The sequence below is a fragment of the Terriglobia bacterium genome (genome assembly GCA_020073495.1).
In the GTDB taxonomy this organism is placed as follows: Bacteria; Acidobacteriota; Terriglobia; order Terriglobales; family Acidobacteriaceae; genus JAIQFD01.
In genome coordinates this window covers 462559-477847 of the sequence record JAIQFD010000002.1, presented here as the reverse complement: position 1 = coordinate 477847, position 15289 = coordinate 462559, and the positions used below count along the sequence as shown (strand labels likewise).

15 protein-coding genes and 1 pseudogene are annotated in these 15289 nt (G+C 62.8%); 12 read left to right on the top strand and 4 right to left on the bottom strand.

Going from position 1 to position 15289, the window contains the following annotated elements; translation table 11 throughout:
• Positions 1–34: 34 nt before the first annotated feature.
• Complete coding sequence (locus LAN37_05965; GenBank protein MBZ5646755.1) at positions 35–607, top strand: pentapeptide repeat-containing protein; 573 nt, start codon at positions 35–37, stop codon at positions 605–607.
• A gap of 27 nt (positions 608–634) precedes the next feature.
• On the opposite strand, the gene LAN37_05960 is transcribed toward LAN37_05965, so the two are convergent.
• Positions 635–2053: a sigma-54 dependent transcriptional regulator gene (locus tag LAN37_05960; GenBank protein ID MBZ5646754.1), complete on the bottom strand. Its 1419-nt coding sequence runs from the start codon at positions 2051–2053 to the stop codon at positions 635–637.
• A gap of 158 nt (positions 2054–2211) precedes the next feature.
• Positions 2212–3315, bottom strand: a complete 1104-nt coding sequence (locus tag LAN37_05955; GenBank protein ID MBZ5646753.1) for a radical SAM protein — start codon at positions 3313–3315, stop codon at positions 2212–2214.
• 235 nt (positions 3316–3550) lie between these two features.
• Here LAN37_05955 and LAN37_05950 point away from each other — a divergent pair, with 235 nt between their 5' ends.
• Together LAN37_05950 and LAN37_05945 are read left to right on the top strand one after the other, a co-directional pair.
• The gene (locus tag LAN37_05950) at positions 3551–4138 is read left to right on the top strand and encodes a class I SAM-dependent methyltransferase (GenBank protein ID MBZ5646752.1); all 588 of its coding nucleotides are present in this window, start codon (positions 3551–3553) and stop codon (positions 4136–4138) included.
• Between the two features lie 77 nt (positions 4139–4215).
• On the top strand, positions 4216–4707 hold the full coding sequence (locus tag LAN37_05945) for a PaaI family thioesterase (GenBank protein MBZ5646751.1): 492 nt from the start codon (positions 4216–4218) through the stop codon (positions 4705–4707).
• Positions 4708–4735: 28 nt separating this feature from the next.
• On the opposite strand, the gene LAN37_05940 is transcribed toward LAN37_05945, so the two are convergent.
• The gene (locus LAN37_05940) at positions 4736–6214 is read right to left on the bottom strand and encodes a PLP-dependent aminotransferase family protein (protein MBZ5646750.1); all 1479 of its coding nucleotides are present in this window, start codon (positions 6212–6214) and stop codon (positions 4736–4738) included.
• A gap of 117 nt (positions 6215–6331) precedes the next feature.
• Here LAN37_05940 and pdxS point away from each other — a divergent pair, with 117 nt between their 5' ends.
• From pdxS to LAN37_05895, 9 genes and pseudogenes are all read left to right on the top strand, one after another.
• Positions 6332–7267 carry a pyridoxal 5'-phosphate synthase lyase subunit PdxS gene (gene pdxS, locus LAN37_05935; GenBank protein ID MBZ5646749.1) on the top strand — a complete coding sequence of 312 codons (936 nt, stop codon included), beginning with the start codon at positions 6332–6334 and terminating at the stop codon, positions 7265–7267.
• Between the two features lie 97 nt (positions 7268–7364).
• A complete protein-coding gene (pdxT, locus tag LAN37_05930; protein ID MBZ5646748.1) occupies positions 7365–7931 on the top strand; it encodes a pyridoxal 5'-phosphate synthase glutaminase subunit PdxT in 567 nt (188 codons plus the stop codon).
• Positions 7932–8181: 250 nt separating this feature from the next.
• Complete coding sequence (gene coxB, locus LAN37_05925; GenBank protein MBZ5646747.1) at positions 8182–8991, top strand: cytochrome c oxidase subunit II; 810 nt, start codon at positions 8182–8184, stop codon at positions 8989–8991.
• Between the two features lie 68 nt (positions 8992–9059).
• Positions 9060–10817, top strand: coding sequence for a cbb3-type cytochrome c oxidase subunit I (locus tag LAN37_05920; protein ID MBZ5646746.1), 1758 nt, complete (start codon positions 9060–9062; stop codon positions 10815–10817).
• A 7-nt stretch (positions 10818–10824) separates the two neighbouring features.
• Entirely contained in the window at positions 10825–11502 is a 678-nt protein-coding gene (locus LAN37_05915; GenBank protein ID MBZ5646745.1) for a cytochrome c oxidase subunit 3, read from the top strand.
• A 711-nt stretch (positions 11503–12213) separates the two neighbouring features.
• Positions 12214–12312, top strand: a pseudogene (locus LAN37_05910) (cytochrome c oxidase subunit 3).
• 7 nt (positions 12313–12319) lie between these two features.
• Positions 12320–12655, top strand: a complete 336-nt coding sequence (locus LAN37_05905) for a cytochrome C oxidase subunit IV family protein (GenBank protein ID MBZ5646744.1) — start codon at positions 12320–12322, stop codon at positions 12653–12655.
• Complete coding sequence (locus LAN37_05900; protein ID MBZ5646743.1) at positions 12652–12915, top strand: hypothetical protein; 264 nt, start codon at positions 12652–12654, stop codon at positions 12913–12915. The genes LAN37_05905 and LAN37_05900 overlap by 4 nt, the downstream gene beginning before the upstream one ends.
• Complete coding sequence (locus LAN37_05895) at positions 12881–14302, top strand: M20/M25/M40 family metallo-hydrolase (protein ID MBZ5646742.1); 1422 nt, start codon at positions 12881–12883, stop codon at positions 14300–14302. The genes LAN37_05900 and LAN37_05895 overlap by 35 nt, the downstream gene beginning before the upstream one ends.
• 5 nt (positions 14303–14307) lie before the next feature.
• Here the strand turns inward: LAN37_05895 and LAN37_05890 are convergent, their stop codons facing one another.
• Positions 14308–15240 carry a cation diffusion facilitator family transporter gene (locus LAN37_05890; protein ID MBZ5646741.1) on the bottom strand — a complete coding sequence of 311 codons (933 nt, stop codon included), beginning with the start codon at positions 15238–15240 and terminating at the stop codon, positions 14308–14310.
• Positions 15241–15289 lie beyond the last annotated feature (49 nt).

Here is a 15289-nt window from a genome sequence, read left to right as displayed (position 1 = left end):
GCCCTCCCCCTTCTAACAGCCGCAGAAACGTTAGCTGAACTTCATCGGGGCCAGCTTGTTCGGCGCCAGCTTGTTAGGGGCCAGCTTGTTCGGGGCCAGCTTGTTCGGGGCTAGCTTGTTGGGCGCCAGCTTGTTCGGGGCTAGCTTGTTGGGCGCCAGCTTGTTCGGGGCTAGCTTGTTGGGCGCCAGCTTGTTCGGGGCCAGCTTGTTCGGGGCTAGCTTGTTGGGCGCCAGCTTGTTCGGGGCTAGCTTGTTGGGCGCCAGCTTGTTCGGGGCCAGCTTGTTCGGGGCCAGCTTGTTGGGCGCCAGCTTGTTCGGGGACAGCTTCGCGGTCGCCAGCTTGCTGGTGGCCAGGATGGCCTTCTTCGCGGCGGCCTGCGTATTGATCAGGGACTTTTTCTGGACCGACATTTTTTCCTCCCTCAGAATTCTCGATTTGAGCCGCCGGGGTTCGATTTCCCATCGGCGTTACGCCGAGTGTAAGTGCAAGAGACGTGCCAAAGGCCATGGCGGCCACTGGAATCTCTGGCCGCTGATTCGCAAGGAGTTACGTGTGGGGGGTTGCGCCGGCGTTCCAAAACGGGGAGTCAAAAAGTCACACTGGTAAGAAATTAATCCCCATCAGGGTCAATTTTTAAACCTTTGTGATGTTGTGTTTGCGGCAGAGATATTTCATCTTCTGCGCATTGATGTGCAACAGGGCGGCGGCGGCAGACTTCGTTCCGCCGGTGCGCCGCAGGGCAGCCTGCACGTACGCGGCTTCGATGCGCTCCATCTCTTCGTCGAAGTGGATGCCCTGTTCGGGGATGAGAATGGATTCCTGGCTGGCCGTGGCGCTGTAGAGGATGCGTTGCGGAAGGTGGCGCATCTTGATGGTCGGCCCGTCCGCCATCAGCACCAGCCTCTGGATCAGGTTCTCCAACTCGCGCACGTTCCCCGGCCATTCGTCCTGCTCGAGCACTTCCAGGACTTCGGGGTCCATGCGTTTGAGCGGCACATTGTTTGCCGAACAATACAGGCGGAGATAGTGGTCCACCAGGATGGCGATGTCGCCGGCTCGTTCGCGCAGCGGAGGCAGGACAATGGGAACGACGTTGATGCGGTAATAGAGGTCCTCGCGGAAGCGGCCCGCCTGCACCATCTCCTCCAGGTCTTCGTTGGATGCGGCAATCAGTCGGAAATCGATCTTCTTCGCCGTCTTGCCGCCGATGCGGGTCACCACGCGGTCCTCCAGCACCCGCAGCAGCTTGGATTGCAGCGGCAGGCCGAGGGTGGCGATCTCGTCGAGGAAGAGAGTGCCGGTGTGCGCGAGCTCGATGTGGCCGGCGCGGGCCTCGCGTGCGTCGGTGAAAGCACCTTTCTCGTGCCCGAACAGCTCCGTTTCGATGAGGCTGTCGGGCAGCGCCGAGCAATTGATGCTGACGAAAGGCTTCCCTGCCCTCGGGCTGCACGCTACGAGGGCCCGCGCGACCAGCTCTTTCCCGGTTCCGCTTTCCCCGCGGATCAGGACGGTGGTGTTGCTGGCGGCCACTCGCTGGACCGCGTCGTATACCATCTGCATCGATTCGCTGCCGCCGATCATGTCGCAGAAGGACTGCTTGGCCGCCACCTCTTCCTGCAACCTGCGCGCCTCAATCTCCGCGGCCCGCTTCTCCAGTGCCCGGCCGAGCACGATGCGCAGCTCCTGGAAGTCCACGGGCGCGATGAAATACTCATCTGCGCCGTACTGTTCTGCTCTCAGTCGCAGGTTACGGCTGTTGGAACGGGTGAGGGCGATCAGAACGATATCGGGCGCCAGCGAGCGTACTTGCTGGATGGCGCGCAGGCCGTCATTGCTGGTCTCCCCCACGGTGTCGATGTCCAGGAACAAGGCGTGCGGGGTTTGCTGCTCCAGAAAGGGGACGACCTGGTCCCAGGCGCTCAAGAAGAACGCGTCGAAATCGGCAGCAAGAAACTGCTCGACCTCGGGCAGCACAAGCTCGTCCGTGGTGAAGATCACAACGCACTGCCGTGGGGTGGTTTCGGTGGCGGCGGTCGACACGCGCGCGGTCATTGCGTTCCTTCCGGGGGAGGAGAGGATTATGTCAAAAAATGACCAACAGGGAAAGAAATTGTGACGCGTACTCTTGGCGCCATCCGTCGGAGGGGGACGACAGCGCAGAAAGAGGAAGGCCCCCGCGCGAGCGAGGGCCGTACAGAAACAGGTGGGACCTAATTATCGGTGGTGGCGCGCCCGGTCCAGCCGTGCAAACCCTGCTTGAGGATCCAGCGCAGCACGTGGGCGTTGTTGTAGTAGTAGCCAAGCACGTACTGGCAGGTGGAGAGGCAGTGCGAGTTGCACACCTTCTTCATCTCGTCGAGCTGGGCATTGTCGAACTTCGGGTCCTCGATGCTGCCCCAGTCCACCTTGGTCTCGCTATACATCGGGAAGCAAGGCGCCAGCGTACCGTCGGTGCGGATCACGCACGAGTTGTGGCCGGCGCGGCAGTTCCACGGGTAGGTGATGCCGCGCATGAAGTCCTTCATCTTACGCAGGTGGTCCTTGCTATTCACCATGATGTAGCCCTGCGCGTTCTTCTCGATCAGCCAGTCGAGGATGGCGTCCACCCGCGGCCAATCTTCCTTCATGATGTAGGTCACGTTGTCGTTCAGGTGCTGGAAGTGCGGCTGCTCGATGTAGGGCGGCTCGTTGATGTGCACGTCGGTGGAGATGCCGGCATCGTGCGCGATCTCGGTGAGCTTGTACACGTCCTCGATGTTGTTGCGGCAGATGTTCGTGTTGAACACGATCATGTAGCCGTACCTCTGCTGCTGCTTCACCAGGTAGTCGAACTGCTTGCGGATGCGCTTCAGGTTCTTAGGCAGGCCCGGCCTCTCTTCGAGCGCGTCCACGGCCAGGTTGATGGCAGCCACACCCAGGTCGCCCACGCGGTCGATGAAGTCCTCGTTCATGAGGATGCCGTTGGTGGGCAGATACACGAAAAAGCCGTTCTTGGTGCCGTAATCGACGACCTTCAGGATCATGTCGCGGCGCAGCAACGGCTCGCCGCCCATGATGGCGATCACGCGGCATCCCACCGACTTCAGCCAGTCGATGGAGCGGATCGCGGTCTCCTCCGTCATGCCCTTCACCTTGTTGTTGAATGCCCAGCAATAATGGCAATCGACGTTGCACTTCCACTCGGTGAACAGGTACGACAGCAGGGGGCGGAACTGTTCCGCCATGATGCGGGATTGAACGTAAGGAACCAACCAGCGACGGAACGCCCGCACGAAGTTATTCGCGTGGTAGCTCCGGGTCTGTAACTCCGCCATCTAGCCTCCTTGGGCAGGGGTGAATCCAGATTAGTGCCTGGCCGCCAACAGCTTGCCGTGGCCACCCGTAACCTTATAAGTCTCCTACAATAAACAGGGATAATCGAGCCCGTACAGCAAAAAATCATTAAGGAACCAAGTATGTGCAGCGTACTGTCGTTATTGCACAGTGAATTGAGCAACTTCGCAGGCGAACGGACGGAACTCTGGAGCCGATAAGGACTTAGGCAGCAGCATGCCGAAAGACGAACGCCAAGCCTGGGACCAGCGCTACCGCGAAGGGTCGCACGCCAACTTCACCCCCGACCCGTTCCTGGTATCCGCCTACGAGGAATACGTTCGTCCGCTATTCCCCAGGGCCGGGACGGCGTTGGACGTCGCCGGCGGCCTCGGACGCCATGCTTTGTGGCTTGGCCGGCGCGGGTGGAAGGTCACGGTGGTGGATATTTCCGAAGTCGCAGCGCAGAAGGCCCTGGCCAAGGCAGGGCGAGGGCACCTACAGCTCGATTTCCTCGTCCGCGACCTCAATACTTACAGGCTCGAGCCCGAGAGTTTCGATCTGATCCTCGTCTTCTTCTATCTTCAGCGCGAGCTCTTCCCTGCCCTCATCCGCGCGCTCAAACCCAGTGGCATGCTTCTGTACAAGACTTATACCAAGGAACACCGCAAGTTCGCCAAGGGCCCAAGAAATCCGATGTATTTCCTCGACCGCGACGAACTGCTCGAGGCCTTCCGCGATCTCAACGTGCTGTATTACCGGGAGACAGTCCAAGAAAGAGGCGTGGCGGAACTGGTGGCGAAGAAACCCAGTCCCAAACCGTGAGTCGCAGGTCGCAAGGCGGATTTGCCTGCGACGCACGACCTGCGTCCTGCGACTGCTAGAATTCCAGCGGATTCCCCATGGCCAAGAAACGCGTTCCCGGTCACGAGATCACCAAGCACCAGGCGCTGCGACGCAACCTCTGCTTCGGCTGCGGCAAGGACAATCCGCATGGCATGCACCTGAAGTTCCACTATCACGAAGAAACCGACAGCTTCGTCGCCCGCATGCGGCTTCCCCAGCGTTACTGGGGGCCGCCCAAGCATGCCCACGGCGGGATCATCGCCACCATCCTCGACGAGGCCATGGGCAAGGTGAACAAGCTCAAGCACGTCATTGCGCTGACGCGCGAGATGACCATCGAGTACCTCAAGCCCGTTCCCCTGCACAAGCCGCTGGTGGTCGAAGGACGCGCAAAGTACGCCCGCGGCCGGCGTCACGTGAACGTGGGCGAGATCCGCAACGAGAAGGGCGAGGTGCTGGCGCGCGGCCGCGCCGTCTTCGTCGCTATCGATCCCCACAAAATGTTCGCCAAGTACCTCAAGAGACGGTCGCGCACTTCGAGCAAATAGCGCGGACTCACTGAGAATATCGGTCGCCTCAGCGCAGCGCCTGTGCGAGCTTCCTCACCCCCTCGCGTATCTGAGGGATGGTCAGGGCGGCGTAGCCGAGCAGCAGTCCCCCGCGACGGACCTTCGCCACCGAGCACGACGACAGCGGGCGCGTATACACGCCGTGAGCCAGGGCGCGCTCGGACGCCTCCACATCGTCCACGCCGATCGGCAACCAGCCCACCAGGTGCATGCCGCCGTCCGACGGACGGATCTCGAGCAGGCCTTCGAGTTCGCCGCGCGCCGCCTCCACCAGCGCCGATTGCCTTTCTTGATAGAGCGCCCGCATGCGGCGGATGTGTCGCGCGAAGTGGCCTTCGGAGATGAAGTCGGCAAGCACCGCCTGCTCCGTCATCGGGGAGTGTCCGTCGATCACCGAGCGCGCCCGGCGAAATGCTTCCACCAGTTCGGGCGGAAGCACGAGGAACCCAAGGCGCAGCGATGGGAACATTGTTTTGCTGAAGCTGCCCATGTACACGACGCGGCCCGCCGGGTCCAATCCCTGCAACGACGGCAGGGGTTTGCCGCGATATCGGTACTCGCTGTCGTAATCATCCTCCAGAACCCACGCGCCGTTTCGCTCCGCCCACTCCAGTAGCGCGAGGCGCCGCGTGATGCTCATGGTCACGCCAAGCGGGAAATGGTGCGAGGGCGTGACGAAGGCAACGTGGGCCTTGCTACCAGCGGCGGCAGTGATGTCGGCACCTTCCGAGTCCACGGGCAGGCGGACCAGCGATGCTCCGGCGGCGCTGAGCGCCACACGTGCCCCCGGATATCCCGGGTCTTCCAGCAGTGCCGTGTCGCCGGGATCGAGCAAGAGACGCGCCGAGATGTCCAGCGCCTGCTGGGAGCCGCTGACGATGACCACCTGTTCCGTCTCGCAGCGCACTGCACGCGAACCGCGCAGATAGGAAGCGATCGCTTCTCGCAGTGGCTTGTAGCCGGCCGGGTCGCCATAACCGACCAGGTTGTACCCAGGACGCCGCCAATGCCGCGCCATCAGACGCGCCCACGTGGCGTACGGGAACTCGTGCAGGTCCGGCAGGCCGGAGGCAAACGGCTGTGGCCTTCCTGCCACCGTCAGCACGCGCACCGGGCGACTGGACAGCATCTTGCCACGGGTCGAGAGTGATCGCCGCCGCACGCGCTTCTTCTTGACCTTTATGGAATCAACAGTGGCCGATAGCAGCTCGTCGGGCAACGAACGCGCAACGCAAGTCCCTGAGCCCACCTTCGCCTCTATGTAGCCCTCGGCCAGGAGCTGCTCATACGCGCTGGTAACCGTGTTTCTGGACACGCCGAGATCGGCAGCCAGCACTCGCGTGGAAGGAAGGCGCTCGCCAGGACGTATCTGCCCGCGCAGCACGGCGTGGCGCAGCCCTTCGTAGAGCTGCGTGGCCAGCGAGCCCGGACGCCTGCGGTCCAGGTCCACTCCGGCCACGGTCACGTGTTCTGCGCTCTTGGGCATCTCGCGGCTATATAATGGCTCTATCAGTTACTCACAGAATGGCCCTTGCTACAAGTCCATTGTCCCATTACCGTAAAAGCGTGGAAATGGCGCAACGAGCGCGGCAGGAGATCAGGTATGTCAGCGAACAACGGCGATAGCGGCCTGCGTCTGAAGACCGGCCTGGCGGAGATGCTGAAGGGCGGCGTCATCATGGACGTCACCAGCGCGGAACAGGCCAAGGTGGCCGAGGATGCCGGCGCGGTGTCGGTGATGGCCCTGGAGCGGGTTCCGGCGCAGATCCGGCAGGAAGGCGGCGTCGCGCGCATGGCCAACCCCAAGAAGATTCGCGAGATCATGGAGACGGTCTCCATCCCGGTGATGGCCAAGTGCCGCATCGGGCACTTCGCGGAGGCCCAGGTGCTGGAAGCGCTGGGCGTGGACTACATCGACGAGTCCGAAGTCCTCACTCCGGCCGACGAAGCCCATCACGTGGACAAGCACGTCTTCAAGGTTCCCTTCGTGTGCGGTGCACGCAACCTGGGCGAGGCCCTGCGGCGCATCGCCGAAGGTGCGGCCCTGATCCGCACCAAGGGCGAGGCCGGCACCGGCGACGTGGTGCACGCCGTCAAGCACATGCGGCAGATCGTGAGCGAGATGCGCGCCCTCACCGTGATGCGCGACGAAGAGCTCTACGCCGCGGCGAAGCAGCACCAGGCGCCCTACGAGCTGGTGCGCATGGTGGCGCGTGACGGCAAGCTGCCGGTGCCAAACTTCTCCGCCGGCGGCATCGCTACCCCGGCCGACGCTGCGCTGATGATGCTGCTGGGCGCCGAGTCGGTGTTCGTCGGCTCCGGCATCTTCATGAAGGACAAGGCCACGCCGCTGGACCTGTCCATCAAGGAGGAGCGCGAGGACGCCGAGCGCCGCGCCCGCGCCATCGTGAAGGCCACCACCCACTTCAACGATCCCAAGATCGTGCTCGAAGCCAGCGAGGAAGTGACCGGCGCCATGAAGGGCATCGCGATCTCGGCGATAGCCGAGGCGGACATGCTGCAGACAAGGGGCTGGTAGGGACTAGCGATTAGCTATTGGCGTTTAGCGTTTAGCGCCTGACGAGAATCGTGGCTGGCTAACCGCTAATGGCTAATCGCCAATTGCTTTTCTATTTATGAAAATCGGTGTACTCGCCATCCAGGGAGATTTCGACGCGCACCGGCGCCGGCTCGAGGAGTTGGGGGCGGAGGTCGTCCTCGTCCGCAAGCCCGAGCAGCTCGACGAAGTCGAAGGCTTGGTCATCCCTGGCGGCGAATCGACCACCTTCCTGAAATTTCTTCATCGAGGCGGGTTCCTGGAGAAGCTGCGCGATTTCGTGCGCGCCAAGCCGACCTTCGGAACCTGCGCCGGCGCCATCCTGCTGGCGAAAGAAGTTTTCAATCCCGCGCAGGAAGGCCTGGGAGCGATCGACATCGCGGTGCGCCGCAACGCCTACGGCCGGCAGCTCGAAAGCTTCATCGACGAGACCGACAGCCAGCTGGGGCGCATCGAGACCGTATTCATCCGCGCGCCCAAGATCGAGCGCGTCGGCCCCGGCGTCGAGGTGCTGGCGAAAGACCGGGACGATCCCATCCTGGTCCGCCAGGGCAAGGTCATGGCCGCCACCTTCCATCCCGAGCTCTCGGCCGATCCGCGGGTGCACGCCGAGTTCCTGAAGCTCTTCCGCAACGGCAGCCGCTAGCGATCTCCTTCGTCCATTCCATTTTGGGAACCCCGCGCCGAAAAAACTGAAGCGCCCGCGGGTGCGCGTAATCACTAACCACAGTGACCGCTGTCACTCTGCGGTGTGCATGCATGGAACGCGGCTGCGGCGCGTGTTTTTGCCTTGGCTGGGGGGGGCGTGTGTTATATTTTCGACCAAGTTTGCCGCCGGGGGTGGCGGCAATTTCCCCAATGTCACCTAGCACAATCCCAAGCACCGAGGACGGATCATGGGCCTTGCGCTCCTGGTAGTCATCTGGCTCATCACGCTCTCCAGCACCTACTACTTCGCAATCGACAAATGGGCGATGCTCCCCCTGGCTTCGGCGCACGGCGCCGCCATGGACAGCTGGTTCAACGTCACCTACATCGTGGTGGGCGTGGTCTTCCTTGCCGCCCAACTCGGGCTGGGCTGGGTCGTATGGAATGCCCGGGATCGCGGCGCGGCCACGAAGGTCACCTACAGTCATGGCAACACCAAGCTGGAGGTGGTGTGGACGGTGTTGACGGCGATTATCTTCATCGGACTGAACCTGGCCGGTTCGAAGATCTGGGCGGAGAGCCGCTTCCAGGGCGCGTCGGCGAGCGCGGTGAAGGTCGAAGTCACCGGGCTGCAATTCGCCTGGTACTTCCGCTATCCCGGCCCGGACGGCGCCTTTGCGCGCACCAAGCCGGAGCTGGCTGACGCCTCGGTGGGCAATGCGGTCGGCATCGACGACACCGACCCGGCGGCCAAGGACGATTTCGTGACCGGCACGCTGGTGCTCCCGGTCAACCGCGAGGCGGAACTGACCCTGCGCTCACAGGACGTCATCCACAGCCTCTTCATCCCCGCCATGCGCTTCAAGCAGGACGCCGTGCCCGGGTTGATGATCAAGATGCACTTCACGCCTACCAAGACCGGCGATTACGAGATCGCATGCGCCGAACTCTGCGGGCTCGGGCATTACAAAATGCACGGGATTCTGAAGGTGGTCAGCCAGGACGAGTTCGACAAGTGGTTGGCGCAGCGTTTGGCGGAGAAGCAGGCTTCGCAATAAGGGGATTCGCGGGCCCCAACGGGCCCGGTTGTCAGTAGTCGACCAAAGAGGACATGTCGGGGAGGAACATGGACGCACAGGCGAACGCGGCGACGGGCCACACGGCACATGCACACGCCGCACCCACCGGTTTCATCCGGAAATACGTCTTCAGTCTCGACCATAAAGTCATCGGCCTGCAGTACTACTTCTTAGCGCTGCTATCGGTGTTCGTCGGCATGGCCCTGTCGCTGCTGATGCGCATCCACCTGGTGTGGCCGGAGGCGAACCTCCCGTGGCTGGGTCACATCAAGCCCGAGACCTACCTGACGCTGTTGACCATGCACGGCACCTTCATGGTGTTCTTCGTGCTGACGCTGGCGCCGCAGGGCGGGTTCGGCAACTACTTCCTGCCCATCCAGATCGGCGCCGCCGACATGGCCTTCCCCGTCCTGAACATGCTCTCGTTCTGGACGACCTTCGTCGCTTTCTGCGTGATGATGGCGGCCTTCTTCGTGGAAGGTGGCGCGCCACTGCACGGCTGGACCGGGTACGCCCCGCTGAGCGCGCTGCAATCGGCCGGGCCGGGCGAGGGACTCGGCGCCGACCTGTGGATCATCAGCATCGCGCTGTTCTGCGCGGCCTCGCTGATGGGCGCTCTGAACTTCATCACCACCACCCTCGACCTGCGCGCCAAGGGCATGACGCTGCTGCGCATGCCGCTCACCGTCTGGACCTGGTTCGTCACCGCCATGCTCGGCCTGCTGGCCTTCGGGGTGCTGCTGGCGGCCGGCATCCTGCTGCTGCTCGATCGCAACGTCGGCACCAGCTTCTTCGTTCCGAGCGGACTTGTCCTGAGCGGCAATCTGGTGAAACACAGCGGAGGCTCTCCCCTGCTCTGGCAGCACCTGTTCTGGTTTTTTGGCCACCCCGAGGTGTACATCGCCATCCTGCCGGGCATGGGGGTGGCGTCGCAGCTGCTCTCGACTTTCTCGCGCAAGCCGATCTTCGGCTACCGCGCCATGGTGTACGCCGTCCTGTCCATCGGGATCCTTGGCTTCCTGGTCTGGGGCCATCACATGTTCATCAGCGGCATGAGCCCTTATTCCGGCTTCGCCTTCTCCGTCATGACCATGGCGATCGGCGTGCCCTCGGCCATCAAGACTTTTAACTGGCTGGGAACGATGTGGGGCGGGCGCATCCGCTTCACTTCGCCGATGCTGTTCGCCATCGGCTTTGTCTCGATGTTCGTCTCCGGCGGACTGAGCGGACCGTTTCTGGCGCAGCCCGCGCTCGACATCCAGTTGCACGACACCTACTTCGTCGTGGCCCACTTCCACCTCATCATGGGCGTGGCCGCGATCTTCGGGATCTTCGCTGCCACCTACTACTGGTTTCCCAAGATGTTCGGGCGGATGATGAACGAAGGTCTGGGCAAGGCACACTTCTTCCTTACCTTCATCGGCACGTACGCGATCTTCATGCCGATGCACTACCTGGGGATGGCCGGCCATCCGCGGCGCTACTCTCAGCTGAGCGAAGTGTCCTACCTGCACGGGCTGATCCCGCTGCAGACGTTCATTAGCGTGGTGGCGTTCATCACCATCGCCGCGCAGTTCATCTTCGTGATCAACCTGTTCTGGAGCATGTTCAAGGGCAAGAAGGCGGAGATGAATCCGTGGCAGGCGACCACCCTGGAATGGACGGTGCCTTCGCCGCCACCACACGACAATTTCGGCGGCATGGTCCCGGTGGTGAATCACGGACCGTACGAATACAGCGTGCCCGGCGCGGACAAGGACTACGTCATGCAGACGGACCCGGCAGGAGCCGTGAGCGCGCACTAGGTTTCCTATGGCGACTTCATTTCGCGACATCCCGGTACTGGAGCGGGAGCCCAAGCTGGGCGGCGGCTCTCAGCAATATCGCGACCGGCGACGCCGCTATCGCATGGGCGTGATGATCGGCATGGCGGCGATCGTCATGTTCTTTGTGTCGCTGACCAGCGCCTACATTGTGCGCCAAGGCATCGGAAACTGGGACTCCAAGACCGGCCAGTACGTCACCGATTGGGTCTCCCTGAAGATGCCGGGCGTTCTGTGGGTGAACACGCTCATTCTCCTGCTCAGCAGCTTGACCATGGAGCTGGCGCGGCGGCGCACCATCGAGCGCGCGGTCACCGCCCAGGAGTTCGGTATCGACGGCGAGCAGCGGAGCATTCCCTGGCTGGGCATCACCACCGTGCTCGGGATGGGCTTCATCGCCGGGCAGGCCATGGCGTGGAAAGACCTCGCCGCGCAAGGCATTTTCATCAGCACCAATCCAAGCAGTTCGTTCTTCTACGTATTGACGGTCAGCCACGGCTTACACCTGCTGGGCGGCGTGCTGGCGTTGCTGTATGCGTCGGTCACCGCCCTGCTGGCGCGGCCGCTGGAAACCAAGGCCATGGTCGTTGACGTGACCGCTCTGTACTGGCATTTCATGGACGGGTTGTGGATCTACATCTTTGCCCTGCTTCTGGTCGCGAAGTGATGGGCAACGGGAGATGAATTGATGGCGGATGCCGTCTTGCACCACCCAGAGGCTCAGCTCTACGAGCAGCCCCTGTTCGGGACGTACTCGAAGAAGTTGGGCATGTGGTTGTTCATCCTGTCTGATTCTCTGACCTTCGGCGCGCTGCTGTTCGCGTACAGCTATGCGCGCATCTCGAATCCGGCCTGGCCGACTCCGTTCGGCTCGCACAGCGTCGTGAACGCCACCATCATGACCGGGTTCCTGCTGTCGAGCTCGCTGACCATGGTGCTGGCCGTCAGCGCCGCCAGCCGAGGCTTGAAAAAGGCGGTGACGGGGTGGCTGCTGGCCACCATGTTCTTCGGCGCGGGTTTCGTGGTGCTGCACGGGATGGAGTGGATGGGCCTGCAGCGCGAAGGGCTGTGGCCGATCTCGCTCCTGTTGGGCGACAAAGCGCCCACCGAGGGCGCGTTCGTACACGCCATCCCCCAGTTCGGCGGGACCTTCGTGGCGCTCACGGGCATGCACATGCTTCACGTCACCATCGGCGTGGTCTATCTGGGTGTAGTGGCGTTGCGCAAGAAGTGGCTGCCGATCCTGGTTGTGCTTTGGGCGCTGGCATTCTTCCTGACGCCGTCGAGCAACCCCTTCCACTACGGGTCGTTCGTGCTGCTGATCGCCGCCGCGATCTGCGCCATCATCCTGTTCCTGAAGCCCAAGGACTACACTCCCGACGATGTCGAGGTCGCGGGTCTGTACTGGCACTTCGTCGACCTGGTGTGGATGTTCATCTTCCCCTTGGTGTACCTGATGTCCACGAGGATCCAGTGAGGCGCGCATGAGCGACGAGATCGAGATCACAGAACGGGTGATGGAAGCGCACACCCACCACAGCCACGCCCAGTTCTTCTACGTCTGGGGCGGACTGCTGGTGCTGACCGGGGTGGAGGTCTTGCTGGCCTATCAGAATCTTCAGCCAGTCAAGATGCTCGGCATCCTGCTGGTGCTGTCGTTCGTGAAGGCGGCGCTGATCATCGGCTATTTCATGCACATGAAGTTCGAGATCGCGCGCATGCGCTGGGTGCTGATGACCGCGCTGGTCATCTGCCTAGGGCTGATGAGCATGTTTTTCGCCGACGCAGCCCGCATCCTGTCGATCGGAGTGCGGCATTGAAGAGAAAAGCTGCGAGCATCGCGCTGTGGCTGGCCCTGGCCGCCGGTCCCGCATTCGGCCAGGGTTGCGCCATGTGCTACACCGGCGCCCACGCCGCCGGGGCGAAAGCCCAGAAAGCTCTCAATCGCGGCATCGGTGTACTGATGGTCACCACTCTGAGTATGATTGGGGGCTTGGCCCTGCTGGTCTTCAGGACAAGGAACAGCGGGCAGGACCTCCACGACGATGAAGCGACTGATCCCGGTTCTCCTCCTCAGTAGTTCCCTGTTCTCTGCGGCGCAACAGGCGCCGGAACCCGACCTCAGCAAGTTTTACTCGCAGGAGTTGCTCGCGCAATTGCCGCAAGTGCAGCAGGCGGCGATGAAGAGCGATTACGCCTTGCGCGAGCTCGACCACCTGACCAACAACATCGGCCCGCGTGCGTCGGGCTCGCCGCAGGCCCAGGCGGCCATCGAGTACGTGGCCGACGAGCTGCGCAAGCTCGGCCTCGAAGTCCGCCTGGAGAAGGTCATGGTGCCGCACTGGGTGCGTGGCACGGAGACGGCGGAGCTGGTGCAGTATCCCGGCCAGGCGCCCAACACGCGCCAAAAGGTGGTACTGACGGCTCTCGGCAACAGCGCAGCGACGCCCCCGGATGGCATCACCGCCGAAGTCGTGGTCGTGAGCAGCTTCCGCGAGCTGGCCGCCCTGGGCGCTGAGAAGGTCACTGGCAGGATCGTCCTGTTCAACGTTCCCTTCGACGAACGTGAAGCTGAGATGGGCCTGGCGGGAGAAGCCTATGGCACCGTCTCGCGCTATCGCGGTAATGGCGGCGTGGAGGCGGTGAAGCTGGGCGCGGTAGCAGCCCTGGTGCGAGCCGCAGGCGGCGCCGACTTCCGCATCGCGCACACCGGATACAGCGCGCCCGCCGGCATCCCCAATGCTTCCGTCACTGCGGAAGACGCCGATCTGATCGCCCGCCTGAGCAAGGAAGGCCCAGCACGGATGCATCTGACGCTGACGCCGGCGAAGTATCCCGACGTGGAGAGCTACAACGTCGTCGCCGACCTGAAGGGCTCCGAGCATCCCGAGCAGGTCGTGATCGTCTCCGGTCACCTCGATTCATGGGACCTGGGCACGGGCGCGATCGATGATGCCGCCGGAGTGGTGATGGCGATGGAGACCGCCGCGGTCTTCCAGCAGCTGAAGCTGCGGCCGAAACGCACCCTGCGCGTCATCGCCTGGATCGACGAGGAACTCCGCGGCAGCGGGCATGATGCGTACTTCAAAGACCACCAGGCGGAGATCGCGAATCACGTTGCCGCCATCGAAAGCGATTCCGGCGCAGGCCATCCCGCGGGTTTCCAGGTGGCGATACCGCCGGACGCGATTCCGCTCCTGCGCCCCGTGCAGGACGTCCTGCGTGGTCAGGGCGCCACCGCCATGCGTCCGGGACACACCGGATCGGACATCGCGCCGCTCTCCAAGGCGGGCGTGCCTACGTTCGGGCTGATGCAGGACACCCGCCATTACTTTGACTACCACCACACGCCGGCAGACACCTTCGACAAAGTCGAGCCACAGGGTCTGGCGGAGAACGCGGCCGCTATGGCCACACTGGCCTGGGCGTTGTGCAATACAGACCAGCCTCTGCCGCGGGCGAAATAAGCTAATTACGAAGGGCGTCCGGTGTAGTGGGCGTCCTTGTGGACGTCAGCGTGGTCCTCGAGCGACTCGAGGTGAGTGAGCACTTCCGCGGGGATCTCCAGCGATTCCGGCAGCCGCTCTTCGATGATGGTGGCGATGCGGTGCGCCTCTCCGACCGCGGTGGTGTGCGGGAACAGCAGGTGGACCTCGATCAGCAGGCGCTGCCCGGTCATGCGGAAGCGGACACCGTGGTACTCGACGCCCAACTCCTGACAAAGCTGGTCCAGGCGCTCACGTAATCGTCGCCCTACCCCGGGGTCCGCATAGTCGAGCAGGCCCGTCGCCGAACGCCACACCAGGGCGCCACCCGACCACAAGATATTCAGCGCCACCGCTATAGCGCAGATCGGGTCGAAAGGCTTCCAGCCTGTGATCAGCACCAGGCACAGACCGCCCACCACCCCAAAGCTGGTCCAGCTATCGGTTAAGACGTGCTTGCCGTTGGCCTCCAGGATCAACGAATGGTTTTTCTTCCCCGTGCGGACAAGGTACCAACCCAGCAGTGCATTGATGATCGACGCCGCCAGCACCAGGAGCGTCCCCAGCCCCAGTCGCTGAAGTTCCAGCCCGTGCAGCCATTTGTGGATGGCCGAATAAATGATGGCGAAGGCGGCCAGGATGATCATGGCGCCTTCGAACCCCGCGGAGAAGAAAGTGATGCGCTCGTATCCGTAGAGGAACTTGTCGTCCGCCGGACGCGTGCTCAGCCACAAGCTGAACGCGGCGAAAGTGACCGCGATGACGTGGATGACGGATTCCGCGGCGTCCGACAGGATGGCCGCCGAGCCGGTGAGAAAATAAGCAGCGCTCTTCCCCACCAGCATGCCCACGCCAAAGATCAACGAGAGACGCATGGCGAAGCGAGTGTCGCGCAGGGTCTGCTCGGCAACGGCCCACATGAGGCGCATTGTATGCCGGGCCGGCCACTCTCGCCTGTGACGTCAGACA